The organism is Bradyrhizobium sp. ISRA464, assembly GCF_029910095.1.
Lineage (GTDB): Bacteria > Pseudomonadota > Alphaproteobacteria > Rhizobiales > Xanthobacteraceae > Bradyrhizobium.
Map to the genome: position 1 here is coordinate 1,179,520 of NZ_CP094526.1, position 16,245 is coordinate 1,195,764.

Here is a 16,245-nt window from a genome sequence, read left to right on the forward strand (position 1 = left end):
CCATTCACGACCACAGGCAATCGGGAGCTTCAGATGATTACGCTTTTTGGCTTCGGCACGGGGTTCGGCTTGCCGGAAATCAGCCCCTTCGTGACCAAGACCGAGGTCCAGCTCAAGATGGCCGGGCTCTCCTACGCTAAGGAAAAGGCGATGCCGCCGGCGTCTCCCAAGGGTCAGTTGCCCTACATCGCCGATGACGGCGAGACCATTGCCGATTCGACCTTCATCCGCGCCCATATCGAGGGAAAATACGGTTTCGATTTCGACGCGCCGCTGAGCCTGCAGGCGCGCGCACAGGCCTGGGCGTTCGAACGCATGATCGAGCATCACGTCTATTGGGCGCTGGTCGGCGCACGCTGGGTCGACGATACGAATTTCGCCAAAGGGCCGGCGCATTTCTTCGACGGCGCGCCCGATCACATGCGCGACAAGATGCGCGAGGACGCCCAGTTCCGCGTCGCGGAGAACTATCTCCTGAGCGGGCTTGGTCGCCACGCGCCCGAGGAGGATGTCGATCTCGCGATGCGTTCGCTGTTCGCACTCTCGGTGCAGCTCGGTGACAAGCCCTATTTGATGGGCGATACGCCCTGCGGCACCGACGCCACGGCATTCGGCGCGCTTGCCGGAATCCTGACGCCATTCTTTGCATCACCGCTGCGCGAGCGCACCGAGAGGTTCGAGAATCTCACCGCCTATGTCGACCGGATGATGCTGCGATATTATCCGGAGTTCGCTTGGGCGCCGCTGCAGCAGGCGGCTTAGCCGGCGGCCGCAGGAGCGGGCTGGCCTTTCAATGCGGCCAGCTCGGCCTCGAGTTCGGCGATGCGTTCATCGCGCGAGGCCAGCGCCGCCGCGACATCGGCCGCGTCGAACTTCTGCGGGATGTGCTGCGGGCAGTTGGTATCCCACGCCGCGATCTTGAACAGGATCACTTGCTCCGGCCGCGCCCGGTAACCCTGCGGCATCAGTGCATGCGTCAGTGCCGGATCGTCCTCGACCACGCGCGCCTCGCCCCAGATCTTGACGCGGCGACGATGCGCATAGTCCATCACGAAAATATACGCCTTCGCATTCTCCGACAGATTGCCCTGCGTGATGAACTGGCGGTTGCCGCTGAAGTCGGCGAACGCGAGCGTGCGCTTGTCGAGAACCTTGATGAAGCCCTTCGGCCCGCCGCGGTGCTGGATATAGGGCTGGCCGTCGGCGGAGGCGGTGGCAAAGTAGAAGCTGTTGGCATTGGCGAGGAAGGCGGCGAGGTTCTCGTCGATCTCGGTGCGCCAGCCGCCGCGCGCCTCGACCTGGGCGTAGGCCTCCCGCGAGCCCTTGCGGGTCTGGATCTCCTTTACCGCCGGGCTGAATGCAACATCGCTGGAATAGGCGTGAACGTCTGACATCTGAGCCTCTCGTCACGGGCGCCAAAGCGGTCGTCCTTGCTCGCAAAGATGGTCGTTTCCCGAACCTAAGCAATCTTGTGAGTTGACACTTCACTGTTGCGGATTATGCAATAGTGGCATGGACCGTCTCGACGCCATGCAGGCGTTCGTCGCCGTGGCCGACCTAGAGGGCTTCGCGCCCGCCGCCCGCAAGCTCGGCCTGTCGCCGTCAGCCGTGACGCGGCTGATTGCGGCGCTGGAGGAACGGCTCGGCGCGCGGCTCTTGCAGCGGACCACGCGGCAGGTGACGCTGACCGACGCCGGCTCACGCTACCTGGAGCGGGCGCGGCGGATCCTCGCCGACGTCGAGGAAGCCGAGGATGCGGTGGAGGGCGAGCGCACGCACCCTGAGGGCCGCCTGGTGATCTCGGCCCCGGTCGGCTTCGGCCGGCTGCATGTCAGCCCAGTCGTGACCGCCTACCTGAAGCGCTATCCCGACGTCGGCGTCGACCTGCGTCTGACAGACCGGATCGTCAACCTCGTGGAGGACGGCGTCGATGCCGCGGTCAGGATCGGCTATCTGCCCGACTCGACGCTGGTGGCGCGGCATGTCGGCGAGATGCGGCGCATCGTGGTGGCTTCGCCGGGCTATCTCAGGGCACGCGGCGAGCCGAAGCGGCCTGCGGACATCGCGGCGCATGACATGATCCAGTTCGGCGCCATGACCGCAGCGCCCGACTGGCGCTTCGTGGAGAGCGGTCGCGAGATCCGGGTCGCGAGCTCGCCGCGCTTTGCCAGCAACAGCTCGGATGCCGCCATCCAATACGCCGAGCAGGACGGCGGCCTGACGCGGGTGCTGGCCTACCAGGCGGCCGCGTCGCTGAAGGCCGGGCGGCTCAGAATCGTGCTTGCGGAGTTCGAGCAGCCGGCGCTGCCGATCCACATCGTCTACCCGACCTCGCGGCTGTTGTCGGCCAAGGTCCGCACCTTCATCGATCTCGTCACCGAGATCGATGACTGGCATTTCGGCTAGACCCTCGTTTGACGCGCGTTCTTCACGCGAACCGGTACGCACTTCGCTCGAAAACACTTCAGCCCGGCACCTTCTTCGGCACCACGCGGAAGGTGCCGTTGGCGCGCGCGATCGTCACGCCGTCGGCCTTGATCAGGCTCTGCGCGAAGCAGATCGTGCTGCCGGTCTTGATCACCTCGCTCTCGACCGCAAGCCATTGCCCGATATTCGCGGTGCCGACGAAATCGACCGCCAGCGAGATCGTCACAAACGTGGTGGTCCAGCCCGTCGCCTGCCCGCAGCTATAGCCCATCGCGTTGTCGGCGAGCGCGGCGATCAGCCCGCCATGGATCAGTCCGCGTGCATTGGTGTGCGGCTCGGCCAGCCGCAGGCCGAGGATCACGGCCTTGTCGGTCTTCTTTGCGTAAAGCGGCTCCCAGGGATCGGTGAGCGGGCTCTTGCGAAAATGCGGCTCGAAGTCGGCGGGAATGTCGGCAACTGACGTGTCGGTGCTCATGTGAAGCTCGCGAATTGGCGTTTCGTTTGCGCCATTGAACGCGATGTCGATGACAGTTTCACCGCCTACAAAGTTTTAAACGGGATTTGCGCTCGTGTTTGAAAGCGATCGCAGGCTTGTCGTCACCCGCGCATGCGGGTGACCCAGTATTCCAGAGGCTCTAGCTGAACCCCGGATGCACGGGGGATATGACGGCTGAGAGTGGCGATGAGAGCCAGCGTTTCCCTAGAACGGCAAGCCCACATAATTCTCCGACAGCGAGGTCGACGCGGCCTTCGAGCTCACCAGATAGTCCAGCTCGGCGATCTGGATGCGCGCGGCGAATTCGCCGTCGTCGGGGAACTTGTGCAGCATCGAGGTCATCCACCAGGAGAAGCGCACCGCCTTCCAGACCCGCGCCAGCGCTTTGGCGGAGTAGCCGTCGATTCCGGCCGAGGACTTCTCGTCGTAATATTCGCGCAGCGCCTGCGACAGGTAGTGCACGTCGCTGGCGGCAAGGTTCAGGCCCTTGGCACCGGTCGGCGGCACGATATGCGAGGCGTCGCCGGCGAGGAACATCCGGCCGAATCGCATCGGCTCGGCGACGAAGCTGCGCAACGGCGCGATGCTCTTCTCGATCGAGGGGCCGGTCACGAGCTCGTCAGCGGCCCTCTGATCGACGCGGCGCTTCAGTTCGTCCCAGAACCGCTCGTCCGACCACTGGTCGACATGATCGTCCAGCTGGCACTGCACGTAATAGCGGCTGCGGTGGGTCGAACGCATCGTGCAGAGAGCAAAACCGCGCTCGTGGTTGTTGTAGATCAGCTCCGGCGAAACCGGCGGCGTCTCCGAGAGGATGCCGAGCCAGCCGAACGGATAGACCCGCTCGTAGCTCGTGATCGCCGACGCCGGCACGCTGGCACGGCTGACGCCGTGGAAGCCGTCGCAGCCGGCGATGAAATCGCAGGCGATTTCGTAGCTGACGCCGTCCTTCACATAGGTGACGCGCGGATGATCGGTGTCGAAATCATGCGGCTTGACGTCGGCGGCGGAGTAGATCGAGGTCAGGCCGGCGGCCTTGCGGGCATTCATCAGGTCGAGTGTGACTTCGGTCTGGCCGTAGATCGTCACGGTCTTGCCTGTCAGGCCATGCATGTCGATGCGGTGCCGCGCGCCGCCGAACGCCAATTCGACGCCGTGATGGACCAAGCCCTCGCGATGCAACCGGTCGGCGGAGCCGACCTTTTCGAGCAGGGACACCGTGCCTTCCTCGAGCAAGCCGGCGCGGATGCGCCCAAGCACATATTCCGGGGTCTGGCGCTCCAGGATCACATTGTCTACGCCAAAAGTATGAAGTAGTTGCCCAAGCAACAGTCCGGCCGGACCTGCGCCTATGATTGCTACTTTTGTCCGCAATACCCGCTCCTCCCGATAAGGTAGGCTTGATCATGGCCCGCGCGTCGCGGGCTGCCGTCGTCGGCTTGCCATGGTGATTATATCATATAACAGTCTTCGCAAAGCGCGTTTGATCAGCGAGAGGACTTCGCCGCAATGCAAGAGACCGATTCGGCCGGATGACTGCCGGTGCGACGCGTGTCTGGCGGGCGCATTTCGCCTTGAACAAACGCGCAAGATATATAACATGTTAAGTAACGAGACCGGGCGCAAAGCCCGCCGTCATGGAGAGGAGGAGATCGAATGAAGAAGGCGTTGTTGGCGCTGCTCGTGGCTGCGGGCGTCACGCCGGCTGTTGCACCTGCGCTGGCGCAGGACAAGACGGTCAATCTGAAAGTGTCGCTCTGGGTACCGCCGGCACATCCGCTGGTTCCGGCGACGCAGGCCTGGGCCGCCGACATCGAAAAGGCCTCGGGCGGCACCATCAAGATCACCGTGTTCCCGTCCGAGCAGCTCGGCAAGGCATTCGATCATTACGACATGGCGCGCGACGGCATTGCCGACGTCACCTACGTCAATCCCGGCTATCAACCTGGCCGCTTCCCGATCGCAGCTGCAGGCCAGCTTCCGTTCGTGTTTGCCGACGGCAAGAAGGGTACGCTGGCGCTGAACGAGTGGTACCACAAATACGCGCCGACCGAGATGAAGGACACCAAGCTCTGCTTCGCCTTCATCCACGATCCGGGCGCGCTGCACGGCAAGAAGAAGATCCTGCTGCCGACCGACCTCAACGGCGTGAAGGTACGCCCCGCCCAGAGCACGATCGGCGAGATGGTGAAGATGTTCGGCGGCACCAATGTGCAGGCGTCCGCGCCGGAAGCGCGCGATGCTATCGAGCGCGGCGTGGCCGACGAGATCACCTTCCCCTGGGGCTCGATCTTCCTGTTCGGCATCGACAAGGTGGTGAAGTACCACATGGACGTGCCGCTCTACACGACCGTGTTCACCTACAACATTAACCTCGCCAAATATAACTCGATGTCGGATGCCCAGAAGAAAGTGATCGACGATCACTGCACGCCGGAATGGGCTTCCAAGGTCACCGACCCCTGGACCGAGTTCGAGGCCAATGGCCGCACCAAGATGAAGGCGCTGCCGGGTCATGAGGTCTATCAGTTGACTGCGGATCAACTCGCCGAGTGGAAGAAGGCGGTCAAACCGCTGCATGACAGCTGGGCCGAGGCGGTGAAGAAGGCCGGTGGCGATCCGGAAAAGATCGCTGCCGATCTGCAGGCGACCCTGAAAAAGTACGACGCCGGATTCTGATTCCGTCATTCCGGGGCGCGCGCTGGCGCGTCCCCGGAAGCTCGTTCATAACGTCCAGGTCCGGGGCTCGCTCGCCTTGTGAGCTCCCGGAATGACCGCTCCTGACAGCGATAGTCCGATATCATGGCTGCCAATCCTGAAGTCACTCAAGACGGCGTCATCACCGGTCCGCCCGAGCCGGCCCGCAAGAATTTCATGGACCGCTTCATCGATTCGATCGAATGGGTCGCTGCGTTCTTCGTCGGCGTCGTCGCGCTGAACACCTTCACTGCGGTGTTCATGCGCAAATTCTTCTCGGTGACGATCCCCGACTACTACAACTTCGGCCAGTTCCTGCTCGGCATCCTGATCTTCTGGGGCATTGCGGCGACCAGCTATCGCGGCACTCACATCACCGTGGACCTGGTGTGGGCCAATGCCTCGCCGCGTTACCAGCGCTGGATCGACATCTTCGCGACGCTGGTGCTGCTGTTCGTCGTCACGGTGCAAACCTACACGTTGGTCGACAAGGTGATCGACACCAGGAACAGCCACATCGTCACCATGGATCTTGGTGTGCCGGTCTGGCCGTTCTTCCTGGTGTCGTGGATCGGCGACGTCTCCGCGGTGCTGCTGATTGCGATCCGCACCTACCGGCTGATCTTCCATCCGGAAGACATCCACGATGCCAAGATCAAGACCGCGGAGTAGCCGGTTATGAGCAGCGAGACCGTAGCCGTCATCGGCTTTGTCAGCCTGTTCGTGCTGATGCTGTTGCGCGTCCCCGTCGGCATGGCGATGGGCCTCGTCGGCATCACCGGCTTTGGCTATCTCACCGGCTTCGAGCCGGCGCTGAAACTGGTCGGCCAGACCACGATGCGCACGGTGACGGACTATTCCTTCGGCGTGATCCCGATGTTCCTGCTGATGGGCGCCTTCGTGTCCGTCTCCGGCATCAGCCGCGAGTTGTTCCGCGCCGCCAATACGTTCGTCGGCCACTGGAAGGGCGGGCTCGGCATTGCGACCATCGCCGCCTGCGGCGGCTTTGCCGCGATCTCCGGTTCGTCGGTCGCGACCGCCGCGACATTTTCCGCGGTGGCCTATCCCGAGATGCGCCGCTTCGGCTATCCGCAATCGTTCTCGACCGGCGTGATCGCGGTTGGCGGCACCCTGGGGGCGATGCTGCCGCCGTCCACGGTGCTTGCGGTCTATGGCATCATCACCCAGCAGGATATCGGCAAGCTGTTCATCGCGGGCGTCATCCCGGGCCTGCTCGCGATCCTCATGCACATGATCACGATCGGCATCATCGGGGTGACGCGGCCCGGATTCCTGCCGGCGGGGCCAAAGGCCAAATGGCACGAGCGTGTCCTGGCGCTGCGCGATGTCTGGGCGCCGTTGCTGCTGTTTCTGTTCGTGATCGGCGGCCTCTACGGCGGCTTCTTTGTCCCGACCGAAGCCGGCGCGGTCGGTGCGGTCGGCGCCTTCATCATCGGCATCCTCCGCGGCAGGCTCTCCAAGGACGGTATCCTGCAATCGCTGCTGCAGGCGACCCGCACGGCGGCCGCCGTGTTCACCGTGCTGATCGGCGCGCTCTGCTTCGGCTATTTCCTCACCATCACCCAGACGCCGCAGAACGTCACCGCCTTTTTCACCGGGCTCGGCATCGGCCCCTATGGCGTGCTGGCGCTGATCCTGCTGATGTATATTGTGCTGGGCTGCCTGATGGACGCGATGGCGATGGTGATCCTCACCGTGCCGATCGTGTTCCCGGTCGTCACCTCGCTCGGCTTCGATTCAATCTGGTTCGGCATCATCATCGTGATGACGGTCGAACTCGGCCTGATCCATCCGCCGGTCGGCATGAACGTGTTCGTGATCAAGAGCGTGATCAAGGACGTCAACATGTCGACGATCTTTGCCGGTGTGCTGCCCTTCGTGATCACCGATCTGATCCGGCTGGTGATCCTGATCTTGTTCCCGCTGCTCGCGACCTGGTTGCCGCAGCGCATGATTGGCTAGGCATGATCCGGAAACGGATCATGCAGATCAGCGAATGAGCTTACGATGGCGCCTGAAATCCAGACTCGCTACGTCTTCACGATCACCGCACGTATCGCTGACGTGACTTCCGCCGGCGACATCGGGACCGGCGTCCGCCGCATCATCCCGATCACCGGCGGCGAGGTGAGGGGAGAGAAGGTCAACGGCAAGGTGCTGAGCTTCGGCGCCGACTTCCAGATCATCCGGCCCAGCGAGCTGATCGAGCTGGAGGCGAAATATGCATTCGAGACCGACGACGGCGCCGTGGTTTATGTCGAGAACAAGGGCATCCGGTTCGGGCCGGTCGATCTGCTGCAGAAGCTGAAGCGCGGCGAGCCGGTTGATCCAAAGCTGATCTATTTCCGCACCGTGCCGAAGTTCGAGACCGGTGCCGAGAAATATCGTTGGCTGATGGAGCACATTTTCATCGCCTCCGCCGCGCGCCACGCCGACCGCGTCGTGATCGACGTGCATCAGGTGCTGTAGGTTCTGCAAACCCGGCTCAGCTCCAGAGTCGCCGTCGCCATACGGAATAGCCGCTCCGTCCGGAGGAGTGTGAAGTCCCAGGGGCATATTGACTCCTGTGATGATAGTTATACAACATAACTATTCTGAACAGGAAACAATAACGCCATGGGAAACGCCTCCGCCGCTGACGACGCGGCGCTGCTCAAGATCGAACAGTCCGGCGCCGTGCTGACCGTGGGCCTCAACCGTCCCGCCAAGCGCAACGCGCTGAACGACGGCATCATCCTTGCGCTGCAGGACTGCTTTTCCACCATTCCCGACACGATCGGCGCCGTCGTCATCCACGGCATCGGCGATCACTTCTCCTCCGGTCTCGATCTGTCAGAACTGACCGAACGCGACGCGACCGAAGGGCTGGTGCATTCCCAGATGTGGCATCGCGTGTTCGACCGCATCCAGTATTGCCGCGTGCCCGTGATCGCCGCGTTGAAGGGCGCGGTGATCGGCGGCGGTCTCGAGCTTGCCTGCGCCGCGCATATCCGCGTCGCCGAGCCTTCTGCCTATTTCGCGCTGCCGGAGGGGCAGCGCGGCATCTTCGTCGGCGGCGGCGGATCGGTGCGGCTGCCGCGGCTGATCGGCGTGCCGAGGATGGCCGACATGATGCTGACCGGCCGCGTCTATTCCGCGACCGAAGGCGCCTCCTACGGATTCTCGCAATATCTCACCGAGGCCGGCGGCTCGTTGCCGAAGGCGCTGGAGCTTGCCGAACGGGTCGCCGCGAACGCGCCGCTGACCAATTTCGCGGTGCTGCAGGCGTTGCCGATGATCGCGGAGGCCAATCCGCAGACCGGGCTGCTGATGGAATCCCTGATGGCGACCGTCGCGCAGAGCGATAAAGAAGCCAAGCGGCGGATCCGCGAATTCCTTGACCGCAAGACCGCCAAGGTGAAGCCGACATGAGCGCCAAGCCTGATACGCCCGCGTCCGCGACAGCCGCCAGCGCACATCCGCTGCGCCCGATCTCCTTCGGCAATCCAGTCGTCACCGTCGAGCGCCGCGCCGATGGCACGATCTATCTTCGTCCGAAGGTGAAGCTTGCCGACTATCCCGTTCGCATCACCGACCGCCTGCATCACTGGGCCAGGGCCAAGCCGAACCGCGTGTTCATGGCCGAGCGCGCGTCAGGCGGTGGCTGGCGGCAGATCACCTACGCGCAACTGCTGGAGACGACCCGGCATCTTGCGTCGGCCCTGATCGCGCGCAGATTGTCCGCCGAGCGGCCGATCGTGATTCTGTCTGGCAATTCGGTCGACCACGCGCTGATCGCGTTCGGCGCGCTGTATGCCGGCATTCCGTTCTGTCCGGTCTCGCCGGCCTATTCGCTGGTGTCGCGCGATTACGGCAAGCTCGGTTTCCTGATCAAGCTGCTGACGCCGGGCCTCGTCTTCGTCGACGACGCCGACAAGTTCGCCGATGCGCTGGTCGCCAATGTGCCTGCGGGCATTGAGATCGCGGCCAGCCGCGGCGCCGTGCCCGGCCGTGACGTCACCCGGCTCACTGATCTACTGGCGACGCTCGAAGATGCGCGCCTTGACGCAGTCCATGAGGCAATCGGTCCGGACACGATTGCCAAATTCCTGCTCACATCGGGCTCAACGGGCAATCCGAAGGCCGTCATCAACACGCAGCGCATGATCTGCGCCAACCAGGTGATGCTGCGCGAGACGCTGGCGTTCCTGAAGGACGAGCCGCCGGTCATCGTCGACTGGCTGCCGTGGAATCACACCTTCGGCGGCAATCACAATATCGGGCTGACGCTCTACAACGGCGGCTCGATGTATCTCGACGAGGGCAAGCCGATGCCCGGCGGCATCGAGGAGACCGTGCGAAACCTGCGCGAGATTTCGCCGACGGTCTATTTCAACGTGCCCAAGGGCTATGAATCGCTGCTGCCTTATCTGCGCGACGATGCAAGCTTGCGGGCGAAATTCTTCGACCGTCTGCATGCGATGTTCTTCTCGGGTGCGGCGCTGTCTCCATTCGTCTGGAATAGCCTCGACGAACTCGCGGTGCGGGAGAAGGGCTATCGCGTGCCGATGTTGACAGGCCTGGGTGCGACGGAAACATCGCCGTTCTTCATGTCGGTACGCCCCGCCACCAGTCGCTCCGGCCATGTCGGGCTTCCGGTGCCGGGCAACGATGCCAAGCTGGTGCCGAACAACGGCAAGCTGGAGGTCCGCGCCAAGGGGCCGAACGTCACGCCGGGCTACTGGCGCCAGCCGGATTTGACCGCCAAGGCCTTCGACGAGGAGGGCTTCTACAAGTTTGGTGATGCACTGAAGCCTGCTAATCTCAATGATTTCGATGCCGGCTTCGACTTCGACGGCCGTATCGCCGAAGACTTCAAGCTGGCGAGCGGCACCTGGGTCAGCGTCGGTCCTTTAAGGGCGCGGTTTGTCGGCACCTGTGCGCCGCTGGTGCGCGACGTCGTGATCGCAGGCCTCAACCGCGACGAGATCTCGGCGATCGTCATCCTCGACCTCGACGGCTGCCGCCTGATCAATCCCGATCTTGCGGCCAACGATGTCGCCGCGGCCGCTGCCGATCCATTGGTGCGCGCGGCCTTCCGCGAACGCTTCGCGCGATTCCTCGCCAGCGCGACCGGTTCGTCGAACCGCATCACCCGCGCGATCCTGCTCGACACGCCGTTGTCGATCGATCGCGGCGAGATCACCGACAAGGGCTCGATCAACCAGCGCGCGGTGCTGGAGCATCGCGCAGCGTTGATCGATGCGCTCTATGCGCCGGTGCCGCCGCCATCCATCATCACGCTAACCTGATTTCGAAGAGGAGAACCGCTATGCAGTTGAAGGATCAGGCCGCCATCGTCACCGGAGGTGCATCGGGATTGGGCGCCGCAACCGCGCGCCGGCTGGCCGCGCAAGGCGCCAAGGTCGCGGTCTGCGACCTCAACGCCAAGCTCGCCGAGAGCGTGGCGGCCGAGATCGGCGGCATTCCGCTGGTCTGCGACGTGGCCGATGCGGCGGCCGCCGAAGCCGCGGTCGCGCAAGCCGCCAAGGCGCATGGCCCGGCGCGCGTGCTGGTGAACTGCGCCGGCATCGGGGTCGCAAAGCGCGTGATCGGCCGCGAGGGGCCGATGGCGCTTGGCGATTTTGACAAGGTGATCAAGGTCAATCTGATCGGCTCCTTCAACATGCTGCGGCTTGCGACCGCTGACATGTCCAAGCTGGAGCCGCTTTCAACAGGTGAGCGTGGCGTCGTGATCTGCACCGCTTCCGTCGCCGCCTATGACGGCCAGATCGGGCAGGCGGCGTATTCGGCGTCGAAGGGCGGTATCGTTGCGATGACGCTGCCGATCGCCCGCGAGCTTGCGCAGTTCGGCATCCGCGTGCTGACGATCGCGCCCGGCCTGTTCCTCACGCCGCTGCTCGCCAACCTGCCGCAGGAGGCGCAGGATTCGCTTGCCGCGGCAATTCCGTTCCCGCGCAGGCTCGGCCAGGCCGACGAGTTCGCCTCGCTGGCGCTGCACATGATCGACAACCCCTATCTGAACGGCGAAGTGGTGCGGCTCGATGCCGCGCTCCGAATGGCGCCGCGCTAAGTATGGCCATGAGTATAGGTCGAGAGCGTCTGGCGAGCTCGCTTCCACCTCTCCCATTGGGAGAGGTGGATCGCGCAGCGATCCGGGTGAGCGGTTGCGATCAACAACGAAGACCGTACCCCCTCACCCCAGCCCTCTCCCCATGGGAGAGGGAGCCAACCGCTGGTGCCGCACTATCGGAGTTCGCTAAACCATGTTCGTCAATCGGCGCGACGTGCAGATCCAGTGGGGCGATTGCGACCCCGCCAACATCGTCTACTACCCGCGCTACTTCGCGATGTTCGACGATTCGACCTCGATCATGTTCGAAGTAGCCGGTTTCTCGAAGCAGGATATCATCCACAAATACGGGCTGGTCGGCATTCCCATGGTCGACACGCGGGCGAAATTCTATATCCCGTCAACCTACGGCGACTGGATCACCATCGAGAGCCGGATCGAGAGCATCAAGCGCTCGAGCTTCGAGGTCGTGCACCGCGTGTTCAAGGGGGAGGCGCTTGCGATCGAGGCGTTCGAGACCCGGGTGCTGGTCGGCCGCCACCCGGACGATCCCAACAAATTGAAATCGGCGCCGTTTCCGCAGGAGATCGTTGACCGTTTCATGAAGGACTGACTCGCAGTCCTCCATGACCTAAAGAAGGGGCTGAATTTGCCCCGCAAAATTGGTTTAAACCGAAAACACTATCCGCAGGGAGGAATAGATGAGGAAGGCCACTCTCGCCGCCGCGGCGTTCGCGGCGGCTGTTGCGCTGCCGGGAGCGCCGGCGCTGGCACAGACCAACGAAATCACCATCGGTATCTCGATCTCGACCACCGGACCTGCCGCAGCCCTTGGCATCCCCGAGCGCAATGCGCTCGATTTCGTGCCGAAGGAGATCGGCGGCGTGCCGCTCAAGCTGATCGTGCTCGATGACGGCGGCGACCCGACCGCTGCGACCACCAATGCGCGGCGCTTCGTCACCGAATCCAAGGCCGACATCATCATGGGCTCCTGCACCACGCCGCCGTCGATCGCGGTGTCGACGGTCGCCAACGAAGCCGGCATTCCGCATCTTGGCCTTGCGCCGTTCCCGATCAACGAGGCGCGCGCCAAGTGGTCGGTCGACCTGCCGCAGTCGATCCCGATCATGGGCAAGGTGCTCTACGAGCATATGAAGGCGCACAACATCAAGACCGTCGGCTATATCGGCTACTCCGATTCCTACGGCGACCTCTGGGTCAACGACTTCAAAAAGCAGGCGGTGCCGATGGGTCTGACCATGACCGACGAGGAGCGCTTCGCGCGTCCCGACACCTCGGTCGCGGGCCAGGTGCTCAAGCTCGTCGCTGCCAATCCCGACGCCATCCTGATCGGAGCCTCCGGCACCGCCGCGGCGCTGCCGCAGACCGCGCTGCGCGAGCGCGGCTACAAGGGCTTGATCTATCAGACCCATGGCGCCGCCAGCATGGACTTCATCCGGATCGCGGGTGCGGCCGCCGAAGGCGTCATCATGTCGGCAGGTCCTGTGATGTCGCCGGAGACACAGCCGGACAGCGCGCTGACCAAGAAGCCGGGCCTCGCGCTGAACACCGCCTATGAGGCAAAATACGGTCCCAACAGCCGCAGCCAGTTCGCCGGCCACTCCTACGACGCCTTCGAGGTGCTGAAACGCGTCGTCCCGGTGGCGCTTAAGACGGCCAAGCCCGGCACGCCGGAATTCCGCGAGGCGATCCGTAAGGCGTTCATCTCGGAAAAGGAAATCGTCGCGACCCAAGGCGTCTACAACTGGACCGAAAAGGACCGCTACGGCCTCGACGACCGTTCGCGCATCCTGCTGACGGTGAAGGACGGGAAGTACGTTCCGGCGATGTAAGCTGGTTGCGGGCTTGTGAAACGAAGAAGCCGGTCTCAGCGAGGCCGGCTTTTTTGCTGCGATGATAGCGCGCCCTAAAGCGCGATGAGATTAGGTTGAATCGTCATCGCGCTTTAGCTCTTTGTTTGAGCATGATCTTTTCGGAAAACCGCTTCACACTTTTCCGGATCATGCCCTAAATCGCGCTTTCGCCTTCGTGCTGGAAGCCGAGATAGCTCGCCGCGACGGCCTTGTTGGCAGCGATGTCTTTCGCGGAGCCGCTGAGCACGAACTCGCCGAGCTCCATCACATAGGCACGGTCGGCGATCTGCAGCGCTGCTTGCGCGTTCTGCTCGACCAGCAGCACCGAGACGCCGGCAGCGCGGAGTTCGCCGACGATGCGGAAGATGTCGGCGACGATGATCGGGGCAAGCCCGAGGCTCGGCTCGTCCAGCATCAATAGCTTCGGCGCGCCCATCAGCGCGCGGCCCATCGCCAGCATCTGCTGCTCGCCGCCGGAGAGCGTGCCGGCGAGTTGCTTGCGCCGCTCCTTCAGGCGCGGAAACAGCGTGTAGACCCGCTCGAGCGAGGTTGCCGCGGTCGCCTTCGGGATGCGGAACGCACCGAGCTCGAGATTGTCCTCGACATTCATGGTGCCGAACAATTCGCGATGCTCCGGCACCAGGCTCAAGCCGGTGGCGACGCGGTCCTCGATGTCGAGGGGGGCGAGGTCGGTGCCGGCGAAGCTCGTGCGGCCCCTCAGCGGCAAGATACCCATCACGGCGTTGAGCAGCGTGGTCTTGCCGGCGCCGTTGGCGCCGATGATGGTGACGATCTCGTTCTCGGCGACGTCGAGTGAAACGCCGCGCACGGCCTCGACCTTGCCGTAGGAGATATGGACGTCGGCAACTGTCAGCAGCGCGCTCATGCTGCGGCTCCGAGATAGGCCTTGATCACGTCGGGATTGGTCTTGATGGCGGCTGGCGTGCCTTCCGCGATCTTGGTGCCGAAATCGAGCACCACGATGCGGTCGGCGAGGTCCATCACAAAGCCCATGTCGTGCTCCACCAGCAGCACCGACATGCCGCCGTCGCGCAATTGCCGCAGCAGCGCGGCGAGCCGCTGCTTTTCCATGTGACGCAGGCCGGCGGCCGGCTCGTCGAGCAGCAGCAGCATCGGGTCGACGCACAGGGCGCGCGCGATCTCGACGATGCGCTGTTGTCCGAGCGACAGCGAGCCCGCGAGCTGGTCGATCTGGTCGGACAGGCCGACCCGCTCGATCTGCCGCGCGGCTTCGGCCAGCAGCTTCGCTTCGTCGGCGCGATCGAGCCGCAGCATGCTGGAGATCGCGCCGGAGGATCCGCGCAGATGCGCGCCGATCGCGACGTTCTCGAGCACGGTCATGTCGGGCACCAGCTTGACGTGTTGGAAGGTCCTGGACACGCCGAGCTTGACGATCTCCTGCGGCGGCGCGTTCTCGACCTTGCGGCCGAGCACCGAGATCGCGCCGCTGGTTGCTGTCAAGACGCCGGTGATCAGGTTGAAGGTCGTGCTCTTGCCGGCGCCGTTCGGCCCGATCAGCGCGACGATCTCCCGGGCGTTCACATCGAAGGAGACGTCGTTGACAGCGATCACGCCGCCAAACTGCTTGCGCGCCTTCTCGATATGCAGCAGCACCGTGGATGAGGCCGGGGCCCGCTCGCGGTGTTCCAGCTTCAGCGAGGTGTCGGGTGTCTTGCGGGCCGGCTTGAACGGCAGCCGCGACATCAGCCACGGCCAGACGCCGGTCGGCGCGAGCTGCAACAGCAGCACCAGCATGATGCCGAACACGATGGTCTCGAGCTGGCTCTGACCGCCGAAGATGTAGGGCAGGTAGCTCTGCAGCACTTCCTTGAGCACCACGACGATGCCGGCGCCGAGCACGGCGCCCCAGACATAGCCCGCGCCACCGACGACGGCGATGAACAGATATTCGATGCCGGCCTGCGCACCGAACGGCGTCGGGTTGGCGGCGCGCTGGAAATGCGCGTAGAGCCAGCCGGACAGGCCGGCCAGCACCGCGGCATAGATGAACACCAGGAGCTTGGCGCGCGGCGTCTGCACGCCGAACGCCTCCGCGGCGATATGTCCGCGCCGCAGCGCGCGGATGGCCCGTCCGGTGCGGGAATCCAGCAGGTTCATGGTCAGCAGCGCGGAGAGTAGCACCGCGACCCAGATCGCGTAATAGATCGCGTCCGGGCTCAGCATCTTGAACGAGCCGATCGAGAGCGGCGGAATGCCGGAGATGCCGTCGTTGCGGCCGAGGAATTCGAGCTTGCTGAACAGATAGAACAGGCCGATGCCCCAGGCGATGGTGCCGAGCGGCAGGTAGTGGCCCGAGAGCCGGACCGTGACGATGCCGAGCAGCACGGCCGCGATGCCGCTGACCAGGAGCGAGGCCGGCAACGTCAGCCACGGCGACATGCCATAGGCGGTGGTGAGAACCGCCGTGGTGTAGGCGCCGAAGCCGCAGAACGCGGCCTGGCCGAATGAGGTGAGGCCACCGACGCCGGTGAGCAGCACCAGCCCCATCGCGACCAGCGCGGCGAGGCCGATATTGTCGAGCAGCACGATCCAGAACGGCGGAATGCCCAGGACGAGCGGGATCACCGCCATCACGAGCGCGAAGATGATGAGCGGAAGGCGCTGCGTCATCGCAC

General features: G+C 63.9%; 16 protein-coding genes. 11 read left to right on the forward strand and 5 right to left on the reverse strand.

What is annotated here, in order from left to right:
• Nucleotides 1-33: 33 nt before the first annotated feature.
• Nucleotides 34-762 (forward strand): glutathione S-transferase family protein, encoded by a 729-nt coding sequence (locus tag MTX19_RS05510; protein ID WP_280982762.1) that lies wholly within the window; start codon nt 34-36, stop codon nt 760-762.
• Here MTX19_RS05510 and MTX19_RS05515 read toward each other — a convergent pair.
• Nucleotides 759-1,394, reverse strand: a complete 636-nt coding sequence (locus MTX19_RS05515; RefSeq protein WP_280982763.1) for a pyridoxamine 5'-phosphate oxidase family protein — start codon at nt 1,392-1,394, stop codon at nt 759-761. The genes MTX19_RS05510 and MTX19_RS05515 overlap by 4 nt on opposite strands.
• 118 nt (nt 1,395-1,512) lie before the next feature.
• On the opposite strand from MTX19_RS05515, the gene MTX19_RS05520 reads away from it, so the two are divergent.
• Complete coding sequence (locus tag MTX19_RS05520) at nt 1,513-2,406, forward strand: LysR family transcriptional regulator (protein WP_280982764.1); 894 nt, start codon at nt 1,513-1,515, stop codon at nt 2,404-2,406.
• A gap of 58 nt (nt 2,407-2,464) precedes the next feature.
• On the opposite strand, the gene MTX19_RS05525 is transcribed toward MTX19_RS05520, so the two are convergent.
• Both MTX19_RS05525 and pobA read right to left on the reverse strand, forming a co-directional pair.
• Nucleotides 2,465-2,902 carry a PaaI family thioesterase gene (locus MTX19_RS05525; RefSeq protein WP_280982765.1) on the reverse strand — a complete coding sequence of 146 codons (438 nt, stop codon included), beginning with the start codon at nt 2,900-2,902 and terminating at the stop codon, nt 2,465-2,467.
• 225 nt (nt 2,903-3,127) lie between these two features.
• Nucleotides 3,128-4,297, reverse strand: coding sequence for a 4-hydroxybenzoate 3-monooxygenase (pobA, locus tag MTX19_RS05530; RefSeq protein ID WP_280982766.1), 1,170 nt, complete (start codon nt 4,295-4,297; stop codon nt 3,128-3,130).
• A gap of 282 nt (nt 4,298-4,579) precedes the next feature.
• Between pobA and MTX19_RS05535 the strand changes: the two genes are divergently transcribed.
• From MTX19_RS05535 to MTX19_RS05575, 9 genes are all read left to right on the forward strand, one after another.
• Complete coding sequence (locus tag MTX19_RS05535) at nt 4,580-5,602, forward strand: TRAP transporter substrate-binding protein (protein ID WP_280982767.1); 1,023 nt, start codon at nt 4,580-4,582, stop codon at nt 5,600-5,602.
• A gap of 123 nt (nt 5,603-5,725) precedes the next feature.
• A complete protein-coding gene (locus tag MTX19_RS05540; protein ID WP_280974078.1) occupies nt 5,726-6,292 on the forward strand; it encodes a TRAP transporter small permease in 567 nt (188 codons plus the stop codon).
• Between the two features lie 6 nt (nt 6,293-6,298).
• Entirely contained in the window at nt 6,299-7,603 is a 1,305-nt protein-coding gene (locus MTX19_RS05545; RefSeq protein WP_280985871.1) for a TRAP transporter permease, read from the forward strand.
• A 45-nt stretch (nt 7,604-7,648) separates the two neighbouring features.
• Entirely contained in the window at nt 7,649-8,110 is a 462-nt protein-coding gene (locus MTX19_RS05550; protein ID WP_280982768.1) for a DUF3237 domain-containing protein, read from the forward strand.
• Nucleotides 8,111-8,257: 147 nt separating this feature from the next.
• Nucleotides 8,258-9,052, forward strand: a complete 795-nt coding sequence (locus MTX19_RS05555) for a crotonase/enoyl-CoA hydratase family protein (protein ID WP_280982769.1) — start codon at nt 8,258-8,260, stop codon at nt 9,050-9,052.
• Nucleotides 9,049-10,932 carry a feruloyl-CoA synthase gene (locus MTX19_RS05560; protein ID WP_280982770.1) on the forward strand — a complete coding sequence of 628 codons (1,884 nt, stop codon included), beginning with the start codon at nt 9,049-9,051 and terminating at the stop codon, nt 10,930-10,932. Before MTX19_RS05555 ends, MTX19_RS05560 begins: the two co-directional genes overlap by 4 nt.
• A 20-nt stretch (nt 10,933-10,952) precedes the next feature.
• A complete protein-coding gene (locus tag MTX19_RS05565) occupies nt 10,953-11,714 on the forward strand; it encodes an SDR family NAD(P)-dependent oxidoreductase (RefSeq protein WP_280985872.1) in 762 nt (253 codons plus the stop codon).
• A 193-nt stretch (nt 11,715-11,907) separates the two neighbouring features.
• On the forward strand, nt 11,908-12,327 hold the full coding sequence (locus tag MTX19_RS05570) for a thioesterase family protein (RefSeq protein ID WP_280982772.1): 420 nt from the start codon (nt 11,908-11,910) through the stop codon (nt 12,325-12,327).
• Between the two features lie 88 nt (nt 12,328-12,415).
• A complete protein-coding gene (locus tag MTX19_RS05575; RefSeq protein WP_280982773.1) occupies nt 12,416-13,567 on the forward strand; it encodes an ABC transporter substrate-binding protein in 1,152 nt (383 codons plus the stop codon).
• Between the two features lie 175 nt (nt 13,568-13,742).
• On the opposite strand, the gene MTX19_RS05580 is transcribed toward MTX19_RS05575, so the two are convergent.
• Nucleotides 13,743-14,474, reverse strand: a complete 732-nt coding sequence (locus MTX19_RS05580; RefSeq protein WP_280982774.1) for an ABC transporter ATP-binding protein — start codon at nt 14,472-14,474, stop codon at nt 13,743-13,745.
• On the reverse strand, nt 14,471-16,240 hold the full coding sequence (locus MTX19_RS05585) for a branched-chain amino acid ABC transporter ATP-binding protein/permease (protein ID WP_280982775.1): 1,770 nt from the start codon (nt 16,238-16,240) through the stop codon (nt 14,471-14,473). The genes MTX19_RS05580 and MTX19_RS05585 overlap by 4 nt, the downstream gene beginning before the upstream one ends.
• Nucleotides 16,241-16,245: the final 5 nt, after the last annotated feature.